A 21945-nucleotide genomic window follows, 5' to 3' on the forward strand; every position below is an offset into this window, starting at 1 on the left:
CGGGTGCGGTTTCAGCTCAGTCCCGAAAAATCGCGCGGCACAACATGATTGCGGTCTGCGAACGTGCCGAGGGTGTAGTCCGGGAAGAGGCCGAAGTATTCGCCGCGGGTCAGTGTGCTCCACCGGCGGGCATGATCGGTGCGGGTCTTGTAGAAGTTCAGCATGTACCCGCCCTCGTAGATCCGAACCAGGCTGTATCCACCGGGGTATTCCTTCACCGCCGCAACCTCGAGGAACTCGACCGCGCACGCCGTGTCGGGCCGGGTGCGCCGGTTGCGGTGGGTATGTCCGCTGTGGTGCAGGAATACCCCTGGGGTGCGCTCGTACAGCGCTTGCAGCTCGGTGCTGTCACGACGGTTCAACACGAACCCGGGACCTGCGGTGTTGGTGAGCCCCGATTCCGCGGTGACCGGGTGATGGCCGAACACGAGCGTCGGGCGATCCGGTTCGTCGCGAAGGATCTCGCATACCCGGTCCATCTGCGGTCGTTCGATCGTGCCGCCGGAACCGTCGAGCTCGCTGGTGTCGAGGCCGATCAGCCGCAAGCCGCCGAGATCATGCTCCACCGCCTGCTGTCGTGGACCGAATTCTTTTGCCCAGCAATCAAAATGGGTGTCATGGCCTCGTACTGCAGGACAGTCGCGGTAGTCGGTCCCGGTGTGTGGGCGATCGTGGTTACCGCGCACCGCGAGATAATCGGCGCCCGCGGTGCCCCACGCATCGAGGTGTGCACGCACGCCACGGGTTTCGGCCGGGGTCGCCTCACTGGTGAGATCTCCGGCCAGTAGTAGGAACCCGGCGTCACGATCCGGTCGGCGCAGATCGTCGAGCATCGCCGTCAGCATTACCTCCGGATACGGCGGCAGCCCCGGCTCCTGCCGGAAACCGGGCGGCAGACCCCCGACGACGAGGCCGCTGACATCCTCGCCGTAGTGCACGTCATTGGCGAGCGCGACAGTGCGAAGCAACCGGCCAGGCGGTGGGACCAGTGTGATGAATTCGCCGAGCAGTTCGGGACTGTCGGGCAGATGCGTGATCAGCGATGGCGCCGGTTGTGCGCGCACGCCCTGTGACCAGGCTTCGAAACGGTAGCGCCGCCCCGGTTCCAAGCCGTCGACCTGCGCGTAATGAAACGGCGTTCGGGCATCGGAGGCCCACACCTGGATCGGTGCGCGTGGGCTGTCGGCCGAGATCAGCCGGACTTCGCCGTCGGTGGCCACGGGCAGCAGTCGCCCGGCGGCGTCGGGGGCGCGCGTCGTCCAGGTCAGGACGGCGGACCGATCGGTGACGGTAACGACCTCCAGATCGCACGCGATGATCGGATTCGCCTGGGCCAGAACCGAACCTGGCCGCACCGCGCCCACAGCGGGCAACAGTGCGGCCAGGCCGATGGCGCCGAGAATCGTCCGGCGCGAGGGTCCGCAGCAGCTCACAGCCGGCAGCGGCTCAGCTCTCGTCGGAGTCCGAGCAGATCTTCCACTCGCCGTCTTCCTTGGCAAGTGTCTCGTCCGAGGTGTTCTCGGGTTCGGTGGTCTCTTCGCCCGGCATGGAGATACTGAAGGTGCCGGTGACCTTCGCGGTCGCCTTGTCTCCGGTGATGACGACGTCCTCGACCTTGTCGATATCGATCGAGAAGGACGCCTTGCCCATCATGTCCTTCTCGCTCTGCGACGCCTCGTCGAACTTGGCCCGGTCGGCCGCGCACGACAAGTCGGCCGCGGCGATGATGCCGTCGTTCTCCATGGTGTCGTAGAACTCGCGGATCGCGTTCTCGATCTGCTTCTCATCCGATGCCAGTGGCGTCTTGCCCTGCATCGTCAGCACCACACCGGTAGTGATACCGCCGATCACAACGAGCGCGAGCACAACGAGACCGATGATGAGTCCGGTCTTCTTCTTCGGTGGCTGCTGTGGCGGGTAGCCGCCGGGCTGCTGGAATCCACCGGGCGGCGGCGGGTACTGGCCCGGCTGTTGCCCGTACTGGGGCTGCTGGCCATAGGGCGGCTGCTGCTGCCCGTACGGCTGCTGACCGTGCGGCGGCTGCTGACCGTAGGGCGGCTGCTGCCCATGCGGCGGCTGTCCTGCTGGTGGGTAAGTCATGTGGGTTCGTCCTCCGTATCCCCCGGGTGTGTCTGGAACATTACGACACCTGATGGCTGCTGTCCCTGTCCGCCTCGATGAGCCTAGGGACGGGTCGGTGGCGGCCCCGCCAGCGCTGGGAAACCCCGACCTCGCCTACGGACAAGGATATTCGTGCCTGCTGACACGAAAAATGTCCGCCGAACACGACGAAGGCCCCGACCATGCGGTCGGGGCCTTGCTCATCTGTGCCCTCGGCAGGAATCGAACCTGCGGCCTTCTGCTCCGGAGGCAGACGCTCTATCCCCTGAGCTACGAGGGCGGGGATCGCGCCGGTCGGGGCCGGGAGGGCCGTCCGATCGGGCTGGGAAAGCGTATCGCATCCGGGGCCGTTGGCCAAAAAGTGGTTCAGTTCAGTGGTAGCGGGGTGGCGCCGCGGGCGGCGAGCATGCCGGTCATCAGGTGGGACTCGCCCTGTTGGGTCTGGTCCATATTGCTCGCCAGGCTCCGCACTGCCGTGGTTTCGGCGTAGGTGGCGGCGTACTGGATCATCGGCAGCCCGCCTTGGTGGTGGCGCAGCATCAGTTGCAGGAACAGCACATCCAGTTCGGCGCCCTCGGCCCGCCGCAATGCGGCGAGGTCCTCGGAGCTCGCCATTCCGGGCATCTCCCGCACCGGGCCGCCCATCGCGTGGCCCGATGCGGCAGCGGTGTGGTCGTGGCCGCCACCGTGGTCGGTCATCCAGCCCATATAGCCGTCGACGCCGCGCGCGGGCTCACCCCACAGTTGCAGCCAGCCCTGCATCCGCCCGACCTGATTCTGCTGGGTGGTGAGGATGTCGTAGGCCAGGCGCCGCACATCCTGATCGGTGGATCGGATGAGTGCGACCCCGGCCATCTCGACGGCCTGCGCGTGGTGGGCGGACATGTCCTGGCTGAATCCGACGTCGACCGAGTTCGGCGACGGCTCGGAGTCACCGTCCAGCGGCAGCCGTGCCAGCACTCCGATGGCGAAACCGAGCACGATCGCACCGATGACGCCGAGTACCAGCAGCGCGGTCCGTTGCCGCCGCACCTGCCCGGAGAAACCCGCATCGTCGTCATCGGCCGGCTCGGTGTCGTCGTCGGCCGAATCCGCAGCGGCGTCGATGGGCGCCGCACCGGGTTCGCCCGTGGTGTCGCTCTCGGCCGGGCCTGCCTCCGGCGCGCCGGACGTAGCGTCGGGGCCGGTCTCCTCGGAGTCCTTCGGCCGATCCACAGATCCCATCTACTGACCCGAGCCCGGCTGCGCACCCTCGGGTGCAGGCGCAACCGGAGCACCGCCCGGCACCACTCCGCCAGGTGCAGGAGCCCCGCCGGGCACCGGTGCCCCGCCAGGCACTTGCACGCCATCGGGCACCGGCGCACCGCCGGGCATACCGGGCATACCCGGGATAGCGGGAACGCCCGGAACACCGGGAACCCCACCCGGCATACCGCCGAGCTCGGTCGGATCCGGCGTGATGCCGCCGCCGTCCATCGGCACCGCGTCTGGGCCGGGGGGAGTGGGGTCGAACGGCGGCGGGTTCTCGGTATCGAAGGCGATCGTCGAGCAGTCCGCGCCGACCTCAGGGTAGGCGTAGTTGTTCAGCCGCAGTGCGGTGATGAACTGGCCGACACGCTTGTCGTCGGCACTGTCGAGCTTCAACTGGTGGCCCCAGGACTGCAAGGCGACGGCCGAGTCCTGGCCCGGATAGGGCGACATCATCGTGTACTGCTCGCCCTTGACCCTGCCCGCGAGCGTCTCGATACCCGAGGAGTCGACCTTGTCCGGGTTGTAGGTGATCCAGACCGCGCCGTGTTCGAGCGAATGCACGGCGTTCTCCACCCGAATGGGCGTGTCGTAGACGACGCCGGTGCAGTTGGCCCATGAGCTGTCGTGCGGTCCGCCGAAGGGCGGGGTCTGGTCATAGGCCACGCGCTGGTTCGGGGCGATGTGCAGGCCGGCCGGGTATTCCTTCTTCACCACACCCTCGATGTCGAGGGAAGGATCCTGCTTGTCAGCGCTGGGGGTGAACTTCTCCAGCTCCGCCGCCTCCTGGTACTTCGGTACCAGGTTGTAGGCCAGCGCCCCGATGAGGGCGACGACCACCGCGGCCGCGCCGATGGCGAGCCAAGGAATCTGGCGCTGACGTGTACCTTTACCCTTGCCGGTGCTCTTCTTCCGGCCGGGCCCCGCCTTTCCGGCGGCCTTGACGGCCTTGGCCGATTTGGCGCTGGTCTTGCTCGGCATCGCTGATCGTGCTCTTTCGACGTGGTGGACGGTCCTTCGCGCGGTGCCCACGTGACCGCGAACACCTGGTGCCCACTCGTGGTGCACACCTGCCCAGACCATAGGATAGAGACTCGTGACTCCAGCTGACCTTGCAGATCTCCTTCACGCGACCGCGGCGAAGGTGCTTGTCGAACGTGGACTGGACCCGGCGGTCCTGCCCGACGAGGTCACGGTGGAGCGTCCCCGCAATCCGGAACACGGCGACTATGCCACGAATCTGGCCATGCGTGTCGCGAAGAAGGCCGGAGCCAATCCGCGGGAACTGGCGACATGGCTGGCCGAGGCGCTCGACGCCACCGATGCCGTCGCCGCGGCCGAGGTCGCAGGCCCCGGCTTCCTGAACATCCGGCTCGCCGCGTCCGCGCAGGGCGCCATCCTCGAGCAGGTGCGTTCGGCAGGCGCCGCGTACGGCACCGCCGACACGCTGGCTGGCACCAAGATCAACCTCGAGTTCGTCTCCGCCAACCCCACCGGTCCGGTGCACCTCGGCGGCACCCGCTGGGCGGCCGTCGGCGACGCGCTCGGTCGCATCCTGGACGCGCAGGGCGCCGACGTGGTGCGTGAGTACTACTTCAACGACCACGGCGCGCAGATCGACCGATTCGCCGAATCCCTTGTCGCCGCCGCCACCGGCGCACCGACTCCGGAGAAGGGTTACGCGGGCGCCTACATCGGTGAGATCGCCGACAAGATCGTCGCCGAACATCCCGGTGTGCTCGAGATCGACCCCGATGCCCGGCTGGAGCGCTTCCGCGCCGAGGGCGTGGAACTGATGTTCGCCCACATCAAGAAGACGCTGCACGATTTCGGCACCGACTTCGACGTCTACTTCAACGAGAGCTCGCTGTTCGCCTCGGGTGCGGTCGAGGACGCGGTGAACACGCTCAAGAACTCGGGCGACCTGTACGAGAAGGACGGCGCCTGGTGGATCGCCAGCTCCGAGTACGGCGACGACCAGGACCGCGTCGTCATCAAGAGCGACGGCAACGCCGCCTACATCGCCGGTGACATCGCCTACTTCCAGAACAAGCGCTCGCGCGGCTTCGACCTGTGCATCTACATGCTCGGCGCCGACCATCACGGCTACATCGGCAGGTTGAAGGCCGCCGCCGCCGCGTTCGGCGATGACCCGGCCACCGTCGAGGTGCTCATCGGCCAGATGGTCAACCTGCTGCGCGACGGCGTCGCGGTGCGGATGAGCAAGCGGGCCGGCACCGTGGTCACTCTCGACGACCTGGTCGAGGCCATCGGTGTGGACGCCGCGCGCTACTCGCTGGTGCGCAGTTCGGTGAATTCGAGCCTGGACATCGACCTGGACCTGTGGACCAAACAGGACAGCGTCAACCCGGTCTACTACGTGCAGTACGCGCACGCCCGCGCCGCCTCCATCGGCCGCAATGCCGCCGAATTCCCGGAGTACGGCACTGTCGAACCGGACTTCGCGCTGCTCACCGCCGACGAGGAAGGTGCGCTCATCCGCACCATCGGCGAATTCCCCCGGGTCGTGGCCAGTGCCGCGAGTCTGCGCGAACCGCATCGGATCGCCCGCTACCTGGAGGAGCTGGCCGGGGCCTACCACCCGTTCCAGACCAACAAGTCCCTGCGTGTACTGCCGTTGGGCGACGAGCCGGTCTCGCCGACCAATGTCGCCCGCCTCGCGCTGGTGAACGCCACCAAGCAGGTGCTGGCCAACGGCCTCGCCCTGCTCGGCGTCTCCGCACCGGAGCGCATGTGAACACGCGGCATCAGGCATCGAACGCACCGGCTATGGAGGAGAACAAGTGAGCGCCCATCCTGCCGGACCCCGGCACGCCGAAATCCCACACGCCCCGAATCTGCCGGAGCGTCCGGCCGACCCGAAGCAGCTCATCGAGCTGCCCGCGCATGTGTGGCCGCGCAACGCCACTCGCGGTGAGGACGGTGTGGTGCGTCTGGCCGGTATCCCGGTCACCGAACTCGCGGCCGAATTCGGTACACCGCTGTTCGTCATCGACGAGGACGACTTCCGTTCCCGCTGCCGCGATATGGTCCGCGCCTTCGGCCCGAACGCCCGGGTGCACTACGCCTCCAAGGCGTTTCTGTGTGGTGAGATCGCGCGCTGGATTCGCGACGAAGGCCTGTCGCTGGACGTGTGCTCCGGCGGTGAACTCGCGGTTGCGCTCAACGGCGGCTTCCCGGCCGAGCGAATCGCCTTGCACGGCAACAACAAATCCGTTGCCGAGCTGGAGAAGGCCGTCGAGGTCGGGGTCGGGCACGTGGTTGTCGACTCGCTGATCGAGATCGAACGGCTCGAGGCCGTGGCTGGGCGCGCCGGTGTGGTGCAGGACGTGCTGGTTCGCGTCACCGTCGGTGTGGAAGCTCATACCCACGAATACATTTCGACGGCGCACGAGGACCAGAAGTTCGGGTTCTCCATCGCGGGCGGCGACGCCATGCAGGCGCTGGCCCGGGTTTTCGAGGCCGACAACCTGCGTCTGGTCGGTCTGCACAGCCATATCGGCTCGCAGATCTTCGAGATCGACGGGTTCGAGATCGCCGCGCGTCGCATCCTCGGCCTGCTGCGCGATGCCGTCGACAAGTTCGGTGCCGAACGCACCGCGCAGATCGCCATCCTGGATCTCGGTGGCGGACTCGGTATCTCCTATCTGGAGGCGGATAACCCGCCCCCGCTCGACGAATTCGCCGCCAACCTGCGCAAGCTCGTCGCCCAAGAGGCCGAGCGTGCTGGTTTGCCCGAACCGGTTATCGCCGTGGAACCCGGTCGCGCGATCGCCGGACCCGGCACGGTCACCCTCTATGAGGTCGGCACCACCAAGGACGTCTCACTCGACGGCGGCCTGCGTCGCCGGTATGTCAGCGTCGACGGCGGGATGAGCGACAACATCCGGCCCGCGCTGTACCAGGCCGACTACGACTGCCGTCTCGTCTCCCGCGCCTCCGATGCCGCGCCCGTCGTCGCTCGCGTCGTCGGAAAGCATTGTGAGAGTGGGGATATCGTCATCAGGGACACTTGGATGCAGGCCGACGCCGGGCCGGGTGATCTGGTCGCGGTGGCCGCGACCGGTGCGTACTGCTACTCGATGTCGAGTCGGTACAACATGCTGACCAGGCCAGCGGTCGTCGCCGTGCGTGATGGCCAGGCGCGGCTGCTGCTGCGCCGCGAAACGGTTGCGGACCTGATCGGCCTAGAGGTCTGATGGACGACTCGATGAGCAATGCCAGAAAGAAGGAGCATCATGACCGAGGCGACTGACGCCGGCGCGGCTGTGGCTGCGAAGAACGGCACCTGGGGCACCGATCGTCCGATCGGGGTCGCGGTCCTCGGCCTGGGCAATGTCGGTACCGAGGTGGTGCGCATCCTGCGCGAGCACACCGCCGATCTGGAATCGCGGGTCGGTGCGCCGGTGGTGCTGCGCGGGGTCGCGGTACGTAACACGGCCGACCGGGGCATACCCGACGAGCTGCTCACTACCGACGCCGATGCGCTCGTCGCGCGCGACGACGTCGATCTGGTGGTCGAGGTCATCGGCGGTATCGATCCGCCGCGCAGGCTGATCCTGGCCGCGCTCAACGCGGGTAAGTCCGTGGTGACGGCCAACAAGGCCCTGCTGGCCGACTACACCGGCGAACTCGCCGCGGCTGCCGAGCGCAGCCGTGCCGACCTCTACTTCGAGGCCGCCGTGGCCGGTGCCATCCCGGTGGTGCGCCCGCTCATCCAGTCGCTGGCCGGTGACCGGGTCAACCGGGTGGTCGGCATCGTCAACGGCACCACCAACTTCATCCTCTCCGCGATGGACGAGACCGGCGCCGACTATCACGACACCCTCGCCGAAGCGACCCGTCTGGGTTACGCCGAGGCCGACCCGACCGCCGATGTCGAGGGCTACGACGCCGCCGCCAAGGCCGCGATCCTGGCCTCGCTGGCCTTCCACACCAGGGTCACCGCCGCCGACGTCTACCGCGAGGGCATCTCCCGGATCACCTCCGAGGACCTGGAGACCGCTTCCGCGGTCGGCTGCACCGTGAAGCTGCTCGCCATCTGCGAGCGGGTTCCGGCGGGCCCTGGCGAACCCGGACCCGAAGACGGCGGTAAGGAGCGGGTCTCGGTCCGCGTCTACCCGGCACTCGTCCCGCGCGAGCATCCGCTGGCCGCGGTCAACGGCGCCTTCAACGCGGTGGTCGTTGAGGCCGAGAATGCGGGCAGGCTGATGTTCTACGGCCAGGGTGCCGGTGGCGCCCCGACCGCGTCGGCCGTGCTCGGCGATCTGGTGATGGCGGCACGCAACAAGTTCTACGGTGGCCGGGCCCCGGGTGAATCGGTTTATGCTGAGCTACCGATTGCGCCGATCGGTGATACACCCACTCGCTACCACGTGAACCTGCAGGTCGCCGACCGTGCGGGTGTGCTGCAGGCGGTGGCGGGTGAATTCGCCGAACACGGGGTGAGCATCTCGACCGTCCGCCAGGAAGGTCACGGCGAGGGTGCGCGCCTCGTCGTCGTCACCCACCATGCGACGGAGTCGGCGCTCGCGGATACTGTGTCCGCGCTGGCGGAACTGGATTCCGTCACCTCTGTGACCAGCGTTCTTAGATTGGAAGGCACCGAAGAATGAGCACGACAGGCGCGGGAGTGGCCCACCAGACCGGGGTGCACTCCCGGTGGCCGGGTCTGATCACTGCCTACCGCGATCGGCTCGCGGTCGGTGCCGACTGGGAGCCGGTCACCCTCTTCGAGGGCGGCACCCCGCTGGTGCCTGCGACGCATCTGTCCGAGCTGACCGGTTGCGAGGTGTACCTCAAGGTCGAGGGCCTGAACCCGACCGGTTCGTTCAAGGACCGTGGCATGACCATGGCCATCACCGATGCCAAGTACCGCGGCCAGAGGGCCGTGCTGTGCGCCTCCACCGGCAACACCTCGGCATCGGCCGCGGCCTACGCCACCCGGGCGGGCATGAGCTGCGCGGTGCTGATCCCCGAGGGCAAGATCGCGATGGGCAAGCTGGCCCAGGCCGTCATGCTCGGCGCGAAGGTCATCCAGGTGCAGGGCAATTTCGACGACTGCCTCGAGCTGGCTCGCAAGGTGACCTCGGAGTTCCCCGAGATCGGCCTGGTCAACTCGGTGAATCCGGCCCGCATCGAGGGTCAGAAGACCGCGTCGTTCGAGATCTGCGATGTGCTGGGCAAAGCACCCGACGTGCACGTGCTGCCGGTGGGCAACGCCGGCAACATCACCGCCTACTGGCGCGGTTACCGCGAGTACCACGCCGACGGTGTCACCACCTCGCTGCCGCGCATGCTCGGCGTGCAGGCCGCCGGTGCGGCCCCGCTGGTGAACGGTGCCCCGGTCAAGGACCCCGAGACCATCGCGACGGCGATCCGGATCGGCGCCCCGGCGTCCTGGAACAGCGCGGTCGAGGCCAAGGAACAGTCCGGCGGTGCCTTCCGCGCGGCCACCGACGAGGAGATCCTGGCGGCGTATCGCCTGGTCGCGGCGACCGAGGGCGTGTTCGTCGAACCCGCGTCGGCGGCCAGCGTCGCAGGTCTGCTCGCCGCACGCAACGAGGGCTGGCTCGATTCCGGCCTGACCGTCGTGTGCACCGTGACCGGTAACGGTCTGAAGGACCCCGACACCGCGCTGCTGGGAATGCCGCAGGTCCAGGCGATTCCGGTCGACCCGGTCGCGGTCGCCGCCGAACTCGAGCTGGCCTGAGTGTCCGCGCGCGAGAGCCAGGTGATGACCAGGACGCTGCCCGCCGGTCTGACCGTGACCGCGCGGGTACCGGCGTCCAGCGCCAACCTCGGCCCCGGATTCGATTCGCTCGGTATGGCATTGGGCATCTACGACGAGATCGAGGTGCGCACCACCGCATCCGGCCTCACCATCCGGGTCGAGGGTGAGGGCGCCGACGATGTGCCTTGGGGCCCTTCGCATCTGGTGGTTCGCGCGATCGAGCGTGGGCTGGAGTCGGCCGGAGTGTGGGCCGATGGTCTCGATGTGGTGTGCCGCAACGTGATTCCGCATTCGCGCGGTCTCGGATCGTCGGCCTCGGCGGTCGTCGGTGGGTTGGCCGCGGGCTGCGGTCTCGCCACGAAATTCGATCCGGAGCTGGCCGTCGACACCGATCGGCTGGTGCAGCTCGCCTCGGAATTCGAAGGTCATCCCGACAATGCCGCGGCCAGTGTGCTCGGCGGCATCGTGGTGTCCTGGTCGGAGACCGATCGCCCCGCCGATGCCGGACTCGATGGTGTCCAGGTAGAGCACCATAACCGGGCCTATCACGCGGTCCGGCTGAACCCGCATCCCGCGCTGCGTCCGGTGGTGCTGGTCCCGGAGGAGCGATCCTCGACCGCGCACACCCGCGGTCTGCTGCCCGAGGTGGTGCCGCACGGTGACGCGGCGTTCAACGTCAGCCGCGCCGCCCTGGCAGTTGTGGCCCTGACCGAGCGCCCCGATCTGCTCATGCCGGCCACCGCTGACCGCCTGCACCAGGCCCAGCGTGCGCCGGCGTTGCCGCTCACCACCACCTGGATCGCCCGGTTACGTTCCGCGGGGATCGCCGCGATGGTGTCCGGTGCCGGCCCGACCGTGCTGGCCCTCACCACCTCGGAATTCCCCGCCGAGCTGCGTGAACTTGCCGTCGCTGACGGCCTGCGGGTGGTCGAGCCCGGACTCGCCGAAGGCGTCGACGTCGTCTGACGGCGAGTCCACCTTGCCGAGCCTTACGGTTGCCAGCTATCCTGAGCAGGTCCGTACATCGTGCGCGTCAGACGCCGGTGCTTCATCAGGGCAATCGCTCCAGCAGGCTCCAGGCTCGAGCCTCCAGGCCATGGGGGTGTTGCGGAGCTGCGCAACTGGAATGATCTCTCCCACCTTTTTCATGATCGGTGGCGAAGCCTCCGACTCCGACGGAGCAGGCGATACGGCTACACATCCGTGCCCGGCACAGCGACCGGACTGCGGAACGAACCCTCGATACAGCACACGGCCCATCGAGGGAAGGAAAGGATCTCCGTGACAGATACGGACCTGCTCGCGACACCCGGGGTGGATTCCAACCCGCAGCCCTCGGGAGACCGCGATAGTGACTCCGGACAGATTTCGAAGATGAGCGAACAAACCGACGTCGCACGATCGGGGCTGACTGGAATGTTGTTGCCGCAGTTGCGCGCACTCGCGGGGGAGCTCGGTATCCGAGGAACCTCCGGTATGCGTAAGGGCGATCTGATCGCCGCCATCAAGGAAAATCAGGCCGGTAAAGCCGCGTCCGCGGAGAAGCCGGCGCGTGGATCGGCCAAGTCCGCCACCAAGACCGAGGCGAAGAGCGCCGCCGCGGATGCCGCCACGGCCCGCGTCGAGCAGCCGACTCTCGACGTCGCGCCTGCGCCGGCCGCCGAGAAATCTGCCGCCCCCGTCAAGGACGCTCAGGCCGCGGTGGCCCCGGCCGACAAGGCCACGGCCGGTGACGCCGCCAAGGACGCGCGCGCCAAAGACCAGACTTCCAAGAAGAATTCCGCCGCCGCCGATAACTCGGCCGCTGCCGACAACGCCGCGCCCGCCGCCGAGAACACCGACGAGTCCGGACGTGAGCAGGGGCAGCGCGGTCGCGGCAGGCAGCGCCGTGGCCGCGATCAGGCACGTGGCGGCGCCGGTGGCGGCGACACCGCCACCGAGGCCCGTACCGACGAGGCCAAGCCGGAGGGTGACGGCGGCGAACGTCGTCGCGACCGTGGCCAGCAGTCGGGTGAGCGCGGTCAGAGCGCCGGCGGCCGGGACGGTAACCGTGGTGGCGACAATCGTGGTGGCGATGACGAAGAAGGCGGCCGCGGTAGGCGCGGACGTCGGTTCCGCGAGCGTCGGCGCACCCGTGATCGTGACGGTGGCGGCGAGTCGCGTGAGCTCGAGATCCGCGAGGACGATGTCCTGCAGCCGGTCGCGGGCATTCTCGACGTGCTCGACAACTACGCGTTCGTGCGCACCTCCGGGTACCTGGCCGGCCCGAACGACGTCTACGTCTCGATGAACCTGGTCCGCAAGAACGGCCTGCGCCGCGGTGACGCGATCACCGGTGCCGTGCGCGCCCCGCGCGACGGTGAGCAGTCGAATCAGCGGCAGAAGTTCGATCCGCTGGTCCGTCTGGACACCGTCAACGGCGGCGATGTGGATGCGGCCAAGCGTCGCCCCGATTTCAACAAGCTGACCCCGCTCTACCCGAACCAGCGGCTGCGCCTGGAAACTCAGCAGAACAAGCTGACCACCAGGGTGATCGATCTGATCATGCCGATCGGTAAGGGGCAGCGCGCGCTGATCGTGTCCCCGCCGAAGGCCGGTAAGACCACGATCATGCAGGACATCGCCAATGCGATCGCGGTCAACAACCCTGAGGTCTACCTGATGGTGGTCCTGGTCGACGAGCGGCCCGAAGAGGTCACCGATATGCAGCGTTCGGTCAAGGGTGAGGTCATCGCCTCCACCTTCGACCGGCCGCCTGCCGACCACACCTCGGTCGCCGAGCTGGCGATCGAGCGGGCCAAGCGCCTGGTCGAGATGGGCAAGGACGTAGTCGTGCTGCTCGACTCGATCACCCGCTTGGGTCGCGCGTACAACAACTCCTCACCGGCCTCGGGCCGAATCCTTTCCGGTGGTGTGGATTCCACCGCGCTGTACCCGCCCAAGCGGTTCCTCGGCGCGGCCCGCAACATCGAGAACGGCGGCTCGCTGACGATCATCGCCACCGCAATGGTGGAAACCGGTTCGACCGGTGACACGGTGATCTTCGAGGAGTTCAAGGGCACCGGTAACGCCGAGCTCAAGCTGGACCGCAAGATCGCGGAGCGGCGCGTGTTCCCTGCGGTGGATGTCGCACCGTCCGGTACCCGTAAGGACGAACTACTGCTGAGCCCAGACGAGGCCGCGGTGCTGCACAAGCTGCGTCGCGTACTGTCCGGTCTGGACTCGCATCAGGCGATCGACCTGCTCATCGATCGTCTGAAGAAGAGCAAGAACAACCTGGAGTTCCTCATGCAGGTCTCCAAGACTGCGCCGGGCGCGCTCGACGAGTGATTCGCCGAACCGCCGTGCGGCGGTGAGCACGGCCTCGAGGGCCTCACTTCGGTGGGGCCCTCGAGCCGTTTCCGGAGCCGCGCGCGAGCTACGCGGTGCCCGGACGGATGCGGGGGAGAAAAAGACGACGCCGATCGCGGCGGCCCCCACGACCAGATAAGCGAGAATCAGTGCGGCGCCACCGAACGAGGTGCGCCGCGACGCGGCAGTGAGCGCGGTGTCGGAGGCCGGTGTGTGTTGTCGCTGGGTGTCCACGGGGTAGCTCGGTATGGTCTCGGTCTCCGATACGAACCCCGATTCCGCTGTCCGGTCCGGGCTCGCCGATGACGGAGAGTCCGTTCCACCCGGCGCGGCGAACCATCCCGCCACGACAGCCACGACCAGTGCGACCAGCACCGCGAGGGCCACACGGTTGTTCACTCGGCTGTTCAAAGGATTCTCCTTTCCATGTCTCGGCACGCCGACGTGCATCGGATTCCAACACTATGAACGGAGCTGTTCGTATTCTTGAGTAGCCGACTACCCGACTTCAGGGTTCCTCGAGTGCGGCCTGTGCGCGTCCCCCCAGTTCCTGGGGCGATAGCGAAGGGGGATTACTCGCGGCGGGAACATCCGGCCGTCCGGGGGCGTTTGATGGACGTAGCGGTGACTCTGGCATACTGGATCGCCGTGCGTCCGCGCTGTTCGCGGACAATCCCGCCTAGTCGGCTCCGGTTCACGTTCGACGCCTCCCGCGCGAGCGACCCGGCGCCATTTTCGAGAGGACACCCATGAAGGCAGGAATCCACCCGACCTACGTCGACACCACCGTCGTCTGCGGTTGCGGAAACACTTTCCAGACCCGTTCCACCAAGGAATCCGGTCACATCACCGTCGAGGTCTGCTCGCAGTGCCACCCGTTCTACACCGGCAAGCAGAAGATCCTGGACACCGGCGGCCGCGTGGCCCGCTTCGAGGCTCGCTACGGCAAGCGTGCCGCGAAGAACGCCGAATCGAAGTAGCTTCCTCGCCGACGCCCGGTCCTGCACAGCAGGCCGGGCGTCTGTGTTTGATGGCGCCGCCCCGGCGTCGCGGTCGAAGTCGAGCCGGGCCAGAACCGCCATGACAGAGCCCTTGACTAGGAGTGCACCGTGACCCAGCCGTCCGCGATCGACGACATCCTGGCCGAGTACGCGGGCTTGGAGACCCAGCTCGCCGATCCGGCGCTGCACAACGACGCAGGCGCCGCCCGCCGCGTCGGTAAGCGGTTCGCCGAGCTCGCGCCCGTCATGTCCACCTACCGGAAGCTGACGAGCGCGCGTGACGATCTGGCCGCCGCCCGCGAGCTGGCCGCCGACGACGCCGCGTTCGCCGCCGAGGTCCCCGACCTGGAACAGCAGGTGGGGGAGCTGGAGCAGGCGCTGACCGACCTGCTGGCCCCGCGCGACCCGCACGACGGTGACGATGTCGTGCTCGAGGTGAAGTCCGGTGAGGGCGGTGAGGAATCCGCGCTGTTCGCCGCCGATCTGGCCCGGATGTACCTGCGCTACGCGGAACGGCACGGCTGGAAGGTCGAGATACTCGACGCCACCTACTCCGACCTGGGCGGATACAAAGAGGCAACGCTGTCGATCAAGAGCCGCGACGCCGCCCGCGACGGTGTGTGGTCCCGGTTCAAGTTCGAGGGTGGCGTGCACCGCGTGCAGCGGGTGCCGGTGACCGAATCGCAGGGCCGGGTGCACACCTCCGCCGCCGGCGTCCTGATCTATCCCGAGCCCGACGAGGTCGAGCAGGTGCAGATCGACGAGACCGATCTACGCATCGACGTCTACCGGTCGTCCGGTAAAGGTGGTCAGGGCGTCAACACCACCGACTCCGCGGTCCGCATCACCCACCTGCCCTCCGGCATCGTGGTGACCTGCCAGAACGAGCGCTCCCAGTTGCAGAACAAGGCGCGTGCCATGCAGGTGCTGGCCGCGCGGCTACAGGCGCTGGCCGAGGAGCAGGCCGAGCAGGAGGCCGCGGCAGGCCGGGCCAGCCAGATCCGCACCGTCGACCGTTCCGAGCGGATCCGCACCTATAACTTCCCGGAGAACCGCATCGCCGACCACCGCATCGGTTTCAAGGCGCACAACCTCGACGCGGTCCTCGACGGTGATATGGACGCCCTTCTCGACGCGCTCGGTAAGGCCGACCGTGACGCCCGCATGGCCGCGGAGTGATGCGCGCACCCGGTCATGCCGAATGAGGCACCGCCTGACAGTTCATCGGGCAGAGTCGACGATATGACTCGCGCACCGTTGCGGCCTGCGCTCCTCGAGGCCGTCGAAACGCTCCAGGCCGCGGGCGTACCGAGCCCGCGGGCCGACGCCGAGCAGCTGGCCGCCCATGTCCTCGGGGTGCCGCGTTCGCGTCTGTTGCTCGCCCCGCTGCTCACCCCCGAGCAGCTGGCCGATCTGCGTGGTCTCGTCGAGCGTCGCGCGCGGCGAATTCCCTTGCAGCACTTGATCGGGCGTGCGGCGATGGGGCGGATCGAACTGGAGGTCGGCCCGGGGGTGTTCATTCCGCGGCCGGAGACCGAGCTGGTGTTCGCGTGGGCGCTGGCGCATCTGGAGGCCGTGCGCCACGATCACGCTCCCGTCGTCGTGGACCTGTGCACCGGTTCCGGAGCGCTGGCCCTTGCCATCGCACACGCCAGACCCGACGCCGAAGTGCACGCGGTCGAACTCGACCCTGCGGCCCTGAAATGGGCCAGGCACAATGCCGACCTGCGAATCGCGGCGGGCGACACCCCGATCACCCTGCATGCCGACGATGCCACCGACCCCGCGTTGCTCACGGATCTGGACGGCCGGGCCGACATCGTGGTGTCCAACCCGCCCTACATTCCCGCGGGCGCCGAGCTCGATCCCGAGGTCGCCGACCACGATCCGCATCGTGCCCTGTTCGGCGGCCCGGACGGGCTCGACGTCATTCGCGGTCTCGTTCCCGTCATCACCCGCCTGTTGCGCCCCGGCGGTGGCACCGCCATCGAACACGACGACACCAACGGCTCCGCGCTGGCCGCACTGCTTGCCGATACCGGAGCGTTCACCGGCATCGCCGAACATCCGGATCTCGCGGGCAAGCCGCGCTTCGTCGCCGCCGTCCGTGTCTGACCAGTTCGCGGTGCCCGCGAGCAGCGATCTCGGGTGTGGCGCCGCGCCACGGTTTGCGCGTGGCGCGTGGCGAATTCGAGTTCGAGCCGGGGGCCGACGGCGCCGCCGCACCCGCGTGACAGGATGGGGGCCGTGAGTACCGTCTACGACTGCGCGGATCCCGACTCGCGCACCGCCGGACTGTCCGCCGCGACCAGCGCCCTGAAATCCGGGCGGCTCGTCGTCATGCCCACCGATACGCTCTACGGCATAGCCGCCGACGCGTTCGACGGCCAGGCGGTAGCCGAGCTGCTCGCCGCCAAGCGGCGCGGGCGCGATATGCCGGTACCCGTGCTCGTCGGTTCCTGGCACACCATCGACGGCCTGGTCTTCTCGGTGCGACCGCAGGCGAGGGAACTGATCCGCGCGTTCTGGCCGGGCGGGCTGAGTCTGGTTGTGCAGCAAGCGCCTTCGCTGGCCTGGGACCTCGGCGACACCCGGGGGACGGTCATGCTGCGGATGCCGCTGCACCCGGTCGCGCTGGATCTGCTGCGCGAGGTCGGTCCGCTGGCGGTGTCGAGCGCCAATGTCTCCGGGCAGCCACCCGCCACCACTGCCGAGCAGGCGCGCGCTCAGCTCGGTGAGCACGTCGGGGTGTACCTCGACGGCGGTCCCGCTGAACATGCCACCGCCTCGACCATCGTCGACCTGACCGCTGACCAGCCGCGCATCCTGCGCGAGGGTGCGGTCTCGATCGCCGATATCGCCGATGTGCTCGGAATGGCTCCCGAGGCCCTGACCGGGCCCACCGCCCGGTGACCGGATGGCTGATCGGATGAGCGGGCGGTATCGCGAGTGATCGCGGTTCACGCGTTGGGTAGTTCCGGTGCCGTCGTTCCGCTGCGTGAGCTGCTGCTGGTGCTGTTGGTCTCCACGGTGGTCACCTTCCTCGCCACCGGCGGGATCAGGGTGCTTGCCATCGGTTTCGGCGCGGTCGCCGTCCCACGCGAGCGCGACGTGCACGTCAAGCCGATCCCGCGGATGGGTGGCGTCGGCATGTACCTCGGCGTGGTGGCGGCGGTGCTGTTCGCCCACCAGCTGCCCGCGCTGCGTCGCGGGTTCGACTACCGGCCCGATATCACCGCGGTGCTGGTCGCGGCGACGATTATCGTCGCGGTCGGCATCGTCGACGACCGCTGGGGCCTGGACGCGCTGACCAAATTCTCCGGTCAGGTCACCGCCGCCGGGGTCATGGCGGTCATGGGGCTGAGCTGGTACGTCATCTACAACCCGTTCAACAACGAGACCGTTGTACTGGATGGCCTGCAGAGTGCCCTGGTGACGGTCGCGGTCGCGGTGACGCTGATCAACGCGATGAACTTCGTCGACGGTTTGGACGGCCTCGCCGCCGGCCTCGGCCTGATTTCCTCCATCGCGGTGTTCGCCTTCTCGGTCGGGCTGCTCACCGAACAGGGCGGTTCGGTCGACACCTATCCGCCCGCGATGCTCGCTGCCGCGCTGGCAGGCGCGTGCCTGGGATTCCTGCCGCACAATTTCTCGCCCGCGCGGATCTTCATGGGCGATTCGGGCTCGATGCTGATCGGCCTTGTGCTGGCGGCGGTGTCGACCAGCGCCTCCGGGCGTATCCCGCTCACCGGATACGGCCCGCGCGACATCGTCGGTCTGCTGTCGCCGCTGCTGCTCGTCGGCGCGGTGATGTTCATTCCGGTGCTCGATCTGCTGCTCGCCATCGTGCGCCGAGTGCGGGCCGGGGTCAGCTTCTCCACACCGGACAAGATGCACCTGCACCACCGGTTGTTGCAGATCGGACACTCGCAGCGGCGTGTGGTGCTGCTGATCTACTTGTGGGTCGGCGTGCTGGCTTTCGGCGCCGTCGGCACCTCCTTGATGGACCGGCGCGTCGTCGTGTTGCTGATGGCGGGAGGACTGGTCTTCGCTCTGGTCGCGACCGCTGTTCCCGGCTTGCGCCGGGAGCGTGCCGCAGCCGCTGAACAGGCCGATCAGCCCGGCGATCCGCAGGAGCCCGCCGGATGAGCTGATCGGCGCCGAAGGCGGGCACGGGTAGAGTGCGGCTCGTGAGTTCGACACCGTATACAGACCCAGGCCCCGACGCCCCGCTGCGCGCCGCGTTGCGCTACGGCCTGGTCGGGCTCGTCGTGCTGACCGTGCTCGCGGTGGCGATCGCAGGCGCGGTCGCCGGTGCCGCGGGCGTCTGGGGTGCGCTGCTCGGTGCGGCCATTGGCGGCGGCTTCATCCTGACCACCGCCGCGGTGGTGCTGTTCGGGGCGAAACTGCCTCCCACCACGGCAGGGCTGGTCATGCTTGTCAGTTGGGCAGGCAAATTGCTCGTCGCGATGGTGGTTATCGCGATCTTGAATCAGTTCGATTTCTACGACCGGGTCGCGCTGTTTCTCACCGTCATCGGCGCCCTGATCATCGTGCTCGGCGCGGAGACGTATGGCGTTCTGCGGCAGAAGGTTCCGTACGTGAATGTGCCTGATCGTGAAGCCGGTCCAGGTACCGATCGGTAACAAATCGCACCCAGCTACACGCTGTCGTAGATAACTTGGTAAAGTCTTGGTAAGCAAGCGACCCTTCGGGGGGAATCACCACGATCCCACCAGGTGACGCTATGCTACTGCCGTGCCGGGCTCCGCAGAGTTCCGGTTCTGCATGTCGACGATGTCGCCGACACACGTACAGACGCCCGAGCGGGAATGCCGCGCAGCTGCTGACGAACTTCGAGCCGACCTGAGTCGACCCACATTGATCGTCAATGTCCGATCGAACCGCGGGAACGACCGAACCCGCGGCCCGAACACGGGAGAGAACGCTGAGCGTCACCACTTTGGCCGCGGAATTTCACGCGCCATCGCTAACCGACTTTTTCCCTCCGGCGGTGCTGTTCGAGGGAACGCCGTTCGAACTCGATCGCTTGATGCTCATTCGCATCCTGATGACGGCGGTCCTGATCGGCCTCATGGCGCTGGCCTTCCGCTCGCCGCGGATCGTGCCGCGTGGCCTGCAGAACGTCGCCGAGGTCGGTCTGGTCTTCGTCAAGGAGCAGATCTGCGAGGAAATTCTCGGTAAGGAAACCGGGCGTAAGTTCTTCCCGCTCATCGCGACGATCTTCTTCACCGTTCTTTTCCTGAATTTCTCCAGCATCGTGCCGTTCTTGAATATCTCCTCGAACGCGCGGATCGGTATGCCGCTGGTGCTGGCCGCGATCGCCTACATCGCGTTCAACTATGTCGGCATCAAGAAGTACGGCTTCTGGAAGTACATGCGTAGCAGCATCGTGGTGCCGAACGTGCCGCCCGCTCTGCATGTGCTGCTGATTCCGATCGAATTCGTCTCGACCTTCATCCTGCGTCCGTTCACGCTGACCGTCCGACTCATGGCCAACATGCTGGCCGGTCACATCATGCTGGTGCTGTTCTTCAGCTCCACCTGGTTCTTCCTGTTCGACGCCACCAGCTGGATGAAGGTGTTCTCGCCGTTCTCGCTGCTTGCGGGAATCGGGTTCACGATGTTCGAGATGCTGGTCATCTTCCTGCAGGCCTACGTGTTTGCACTGTTGACCGCCGTGTACATCGGCCTGGCCGAGCACGCAGATTCCCACTGACCGCACTAAATAATCACTGGAGACCTGCTACACCGCGCCGACCGGCGGGTGAGCAACAGAAAGGGAAAGAAGACTCATGAGCCTCTCGTACCTGGCCCAGGAAGCTGCCAACGAGTCGACGCTGAAGGGCCTCGGCGCCGTCGGCTACGGCCTGGCCGCCATCGGCCCGGGCATCGGCGTCGGCATCGTCGTCGGTAAGGCGATCGAGGGTATCGCCCGCCAGCCCGAGCTGCAGGGCACCATCCGTACCAACATGTTCCTCGGTATCGCCTTCACCGAGGCGCTGGCCCTGATCGGCCTCGTCGCCGGCTTCATCTTCTGATTCCGATGTACAACATTTCTGTACTCGCAGCGGAGGGCGGAGAGGATGTGAATCCTCTCCTCCCCGAAACGTACGACATCGTCTGGTCGATCGTCTGCGTCGCGGTTATCGCGGTGCTGTTCTACAAGTTCGTCGTTCCGCGCCTGACCAAGGTGCTCGACGAGCGTAGCGACAAGATCGAGGGCGGTATCGCCAAGGCCGAGGCCGCGCAGGAAGAAGCTCAGCTCACCCTGCAGCAGTACCAGCAGCAGCTGGCCGATGCCCGCCTCGAAGCCGCACGCATCCGTGAGGACGCGCGCACCCAGGGCCAGCAGATCCTCGCGCAGATGCGCACGGAGGCCCAGGCCGAGAGCGACCGCATCGTGGCAGCTGGCCACTCCCAGCTGGAAGCCCAGCGCCAGCAGATCCTGACCGAACTGCGCACCGAGGTCGGCCGTACCGCGGTCGATCTGGCCGAGAAGGTCATCGGGCAGTCGGTTTCGGACGAGGCCAAGCAGGCGGCGTCGATCGAGAAGTTCCTCAGCGAACTCGACGACACCGACGCCGGCATCGGGGTCGGAAGGTAGCGACGCGAAAGTGAGAAGCATGTACGCAGCGAGCCGCGAGGCCAGCTCCCGTTCGCGGGAAGCGCTTCGGGCCGCTCTGACCGGAAGCGACAGTGTTGCCGCGACGACGGGTTCGGAACTGTTCGCCGTCGTCGCCGTGCTGGACGACCAGCGTTCGCTGCGTGTTGCGCTCGCGGACGTGTCGGTGCCCGGTTCGGTACGCGCCGAACTGAGCGAGCGGGTCTTCGGCGGAAAGGTCAGCGCCGCCACCCTTGCGGTGCTGACCACCGCGGTGGCCCAGGACTGGTCCCGCACCGCCGACATGGTCGACACCCTGGTGTTGCTCGGCCAGGAGGCGCTGCTGGAGTCGGCCGCCGACAGCGGCAGGCTCGACGCGGTCGAGGACGAGCTGTTCCGGCTGGGCCGGATCGTCGCCGACAACCCCGACCTGGAGCAGGCGCTGTCGGATCGCGCGAAGCCGGCATCGGCACGGCGTGAACTGATCACCCGTCTGCTGACCGGCAAGGCCGAGCCCATCACCGTCACCCTCGCGGAGCAGGCGGTGACCAGGCAGAAGTCCGGCATCGGCGCGGCCTTCGACGAGTTGTCCGACCTGGCAGCGTCGCGGCGCGACCAGATCGTCGCGCACGTGCGGGCCGCGATTGCCCTGACCGCGCCACAGCGGGAGCGGCTCGCCGCCTCCCTGCAGCGCATCTACGGCAAGCCGGTCACGGTGCACGTGCAGGTCGACGCAAGTCTGCTGAGCGGACTCGTCGTGCGCGTCGGTGACGACGTGATCGACGGCAGCGCCGTGGGCCGACTGGAGCGGCTGCGCCGCGAACTGGCGTAGCCCAGCTCCGCTG

The 21945-nt window shown here is 67.5% G+C and carries 20 protein-coding genes and 1 tRNA gene; 16 read left to right on the top strand and 5 right to left on the bottom strand.

Features of this window, described 5'->3' with window-relative positions:
• Positions 1-11 precede the first annotated feature (11 nt).
• From GV792_RS21190 to GV792_RS21210, 5 genes are all read right to left on the bottom strand, one after another.
• Positions 12-1433, bottom strand: coding sequence for a metallophosphoesterase (locus GV792_RS21190; RefSeq protein ID WP_163826025.1), 1422 nt, complete (start codon positions 1431-1433; stop codon positions 12-14).
• A 13-nt stretch (positions 1434-1446) separates the two neighbouring features.
• The gene (locus tag GV792_RS21195) at positions 1447-2100 is read right to left on the bottom strand and encodes an Rv0361 family membrane protein (protein WP_163826026.1); all 654 of its coding nucleotides are present in this window, start codon (positions 2098-2100) and stop codon (positions 1447-1449) included.
• 228 nt (positions 2101-2328) lie between these two features.
• Positions 2329-2401, bottom strand: a tRNA-Arg gene (locus GV792_RS21200).
• Between the two features lie 86 nt (positions 2402-2487).
• Positions 2488-3345: a DUF305 domain-containing protein gene (locus GV792_RS21205; RefSeq protein ID WP_163826027.1), complete on the bottom strand. Its 858-nt coding sequence runs from the start codon at positions 3343-3345 to the stop codon at positions 2488-2490.
• The gene (locus tag GV792_RS21210) at positions 3346-4350 is read right to left on the bottom strand and encodes a DUF3105 domain-containing protein (RefSeq protein ID WP_163826028.1); all 1005 of its coding nucleotides are present in this window, start codon (positions 4348-4350) and stop codon (positions 3346-3348) included.
• 115 nt (positions 4351-4465) lie between these two features.
• Here GV792_RS21210 and argS point away from each other — a divergent pair, with 115 nt between their 5' ends.
• The 16 genes from argS to GV792_RS21290 all read left to right on the top strand — a co-directional run bounded on the left by argS (position 4466) and on the right by GV792_RS21290 (position 21932).
• Positions 4466-6127, top strand: a complete 1662-nt coding sequence (gene argS, locus GV792_RS21215) for an arginine--tRNA ligase (RefSeq protein ID WP_163826029.1) — start codon at positions 4466-4468, stop codon at positions 6125-6127.
• Positions 6128-6173: 46 nt separating this feature from the next.
• The gene (gene lysA, locus GV792_RS21220; protein WP_163826030.1) at positions 6174-7589 is read left to right on the top strand and encodes a diaminopimelate decarboxylase; all 1416 of its coding nucleotides are present in this window, start codon (positions 6174-6176) and stop codon (positions 7587-7589) included.
• Between the two features lie 39 nt (positions 7590-7628).
• Positions 7629-9005, top strand: a complete 1377-nt coding sequence (locus GV792_RS21225; protein WP_175584621.1) for a homoserine dehydrogenase — start codon at positions 7629-7631, stop codon at positions 9003-9005.
• The gene (gene thrC / locus GV792_RS21230) at positions 9002-10102 is read left to right on the top strand and encodes a threonine synthase (protein WP_163826031.1); all 1101 of its coding nucleotides are present in this window, start codon (positions 9002-9004) and stop codon (positions 10100-10102) included. The genes GV792_RS21225 and thrC overlap by 4 nt, the downstream gene beginning before the upstream one ends.
• A 24-nt stretch (positions 10103-10126) precedes the next feature.
• Positions 10127-11089, top strand: coding sequence for a homoserine kinase (gene thrB, locus GV792_RS21235; RefSeq protein WP_163826061.1), 963 nt, complete (start codon positions 10127-10129; stop codon positions 11087-11089).
• Between the two features lie 408 nt (positions 11090-11497).
• Positions 11498-13453, top strand: a complete 1956-nt coding sequence (gene rho, locus GV792_RS21240; protein ID WP_163826032.1) for a transcription termination factor Rho — start codon at positions 11498-11500, stop codon at positions 13451-13453.
• A gap of 770 nt (positions 13454-14223) precedes the next feature.
• Entirely contained in the window at positions 14224-14454 is a 231-nt protein-coding gene (gene rpmE, locus GV792_RS21245; protein ID WP_163826033.1) for a 50S ribosomal protein L31, read from the top strand.
• Between the two features lie 129 nt (positions 14455-14583).
• Positions 14584-15654, top strand: coding sequence for a peptide chain release factor 1 (prfA, locus tag GV792_RS21250; protein ID WP_163826034.1), 1071 nt, complete (start codon positions 14584-14586; stop codon positions 15652-15654).
• Positions 15655-15717: 63 nt separating this feature from the next.
• Positions 15718-16590, top strand: coding sequence for a peptide chain release factor N(5)-glutamine methyltransferase (prmC, locus tag GV792_RS21255; RefSeq protein ID WP_163826035.1), 873 nt, complete (start codon positions 15718-15720; stop codon positions 16588-16590).
• Positions 16591-16722: 132 nt separating this feature from the next.
• The gene (locus GV792_RS21260; protein WP_163826036.1) at positions 16723-17388 is read left to right on the top strand and encodes an L-threonylcarbamoyladenylate synthase; all 666 of its coding nucleotides are present in this window, start codon (positions 16723-16725) and stop codon (positions 17386-17388) included.
• 36 nt (positions 17389-17424) lie between these two features.
• The gene (locus tag GV792_RS21265) at positions 17425-18624 is read left to right on the top strand and encodes an MraY family glycosyltransferase (RefSeq protein ID WP_163826037.1); all 1200 of its coding nucleotides are present in this window, start codon (positions 17425-17427) and stop codon (positions 18622-18624) included.
• A 32-nt stretch (positions 18625-18656) separates the two neighbouring features.
• Entirely contained in the window at positions 18657-19121 is a 465-nt protein-coding gene (locus tag GV792_RS21270) for a hypothetical protein (RefSeq protein WP_163826038.1), read from the top strand.
• 245 nt (positions 19122-19366) lie between these two features.
• The gene (gene atpB / locus GV792_RS21275) at positions 19367-20215 is read left to right on the top strand and encodes a F0F1 ATP synthase subunit A (RefSeq protein WP_163826039.1); all 849 of its coding nucleotides are present in this window, start codon (positions 19367-19369) and stop codon (positions 20213-20215) included.
• 76 nt (positions 20216-20291) lie between these two features.
• A complete protein-coding gene (locus tag GV792_RS21280; RefSeq protein ID WP_011207590.1) occupies positions 20292-20537 on the top strand; it encodes an ATP synthase F0 subunit C in 246 nt (81 codons plus the stop codon).
• Positions 20538-20542: 5 nt separating this feature from the next.
• Positions 20543-21103 carry a F0F1 ATP synthase subunit B gene (locus GV792_RS21285; protein ID WP_163826040.1) on the top strand — a complete coding sequence of 187 codons (561 nt, stop codon included), beginning with the start codon at positions 20543-20545 and terminating at the stop codon, positions 21101-21103.
• A 19-nt stretch (positions 21104-21122) separates the two neighbouring features.
• Positions 21123-21932 (top strand): F0F1 ATP synthase subunit delta, encoded by an 810-nt coding sequence (locus GV792_RS21290; protein WP_163826041.1) that lies wholly within the window; start codon positions 21123-21125, stop codon positions 21930-21932.
• Positions 21933-21945: the final 13 nt, after the last annotated feature.

The organism is Nocardia cyriacigeorgica (assembly GCF_010868145.1).
GTDB lineage: Bacteria > Actinomycetota > Actinomycetes > Mycobacteriales > Mycobacteriaceae > Nocardia > Nocardia cyriacigeorgica_D.

What these genes read in the sequence shown, in the direction of transcription:
- GV792_RS21225 (WP_175584621.1), top strand. Translation starts at nt 7,629, where the DNA reads ATGACCGAGGCGACTGACGCCGGCGCGGCTGTGGCTGCGAAGAACGGC.
- rpmE (WP_163826033.1), top strand. Translation starts at nt 14,224, where the DNA reads ATGAAGGCAGGAATCCACCCGACCTACGTCGACACCACCGTCGTCTGC.
- GV792_RS21205 (WP_163826027.1), bottom strand. Translation starts at nt 3,345, where the DNA reads ATGGGATCTGTGGATCGGCCGAAGGACTCCGAGGAGACCGGCCCCGAC.
- prmC (WP_163826035.1), top strand. Translation starts at nt 15,718, where the DNA reads ATGACTCGCGCACCGTTGCGGCCTGCGCTCCTCGAGGCCGTCGAAACG.
- atpB (WP_163826039.1), top strand. Translation starts at nt 19,367, where the DNA reads ATGTCCGATCGAACCGCGGGAACGACCGAACCCGCGGCCCGAACACGG.
- GV792_RS21210 (WP_163826028.1), bottom strand. Translation starts at nt 4,350, where the DNA reads ATGCCGAGCAAGACCAGCGCCAAATCGGCCAAGGCCGTCAAGGCCGCC.
- GV792_RS21195 (WP_163826026.1), bottom strand. Translation starts at nt 2,100, where the DNA reads ATGACTTACCCACCAGCAGGACAGCCGCCGCATGGGCAGCAGCCGCCC.
- GV792_RS21280 (WP_011207590.1), top strand. Translation starts at nt 20,292, where the DNA reads ATGAGCCTCTCGTACCTGGCCCAGGAAGCTGCCAACGAGTCGACGCTG.
- GV792_RS21285 (WP_163826040.1), top strand. Translation starts at nt 20,543, where the DNA reads ATGTACAACATTTCTGTACTCGCAGCGGAGGGCGGAGAGGATGTGAAT.
- thrC (WP_163826031.1), top strand. Translation starts at nt 9,002, where the DNA reads ATGAGCACGACAGGCGCGGGAGTGGCCCACCAGACCGGGGTGCACTCC.
- thrB (WP_163826061.1), top strand. Translation starts at nt 10,127, where the DNA reads ATGACCAGGACGCTGCCCGCCGGTCTGACCGTGACCGCGCGGGTACCG.
- rho (WP_163826032.1), top strand. Translation starts at nt 11,498, where the DNA reads ATGAGCGAACAAACCGACGTCGCACGATCGGGGCTGACTGGAATGTTG.
- GV792_RS21290 (WP_163826041.1), top strand. Translation starts at nt 21,123, where the DNA reads ATGTACGCAGCGAGCCGCGAGGCCAGCTCCCGTTCGCGGGAAGCGCTT.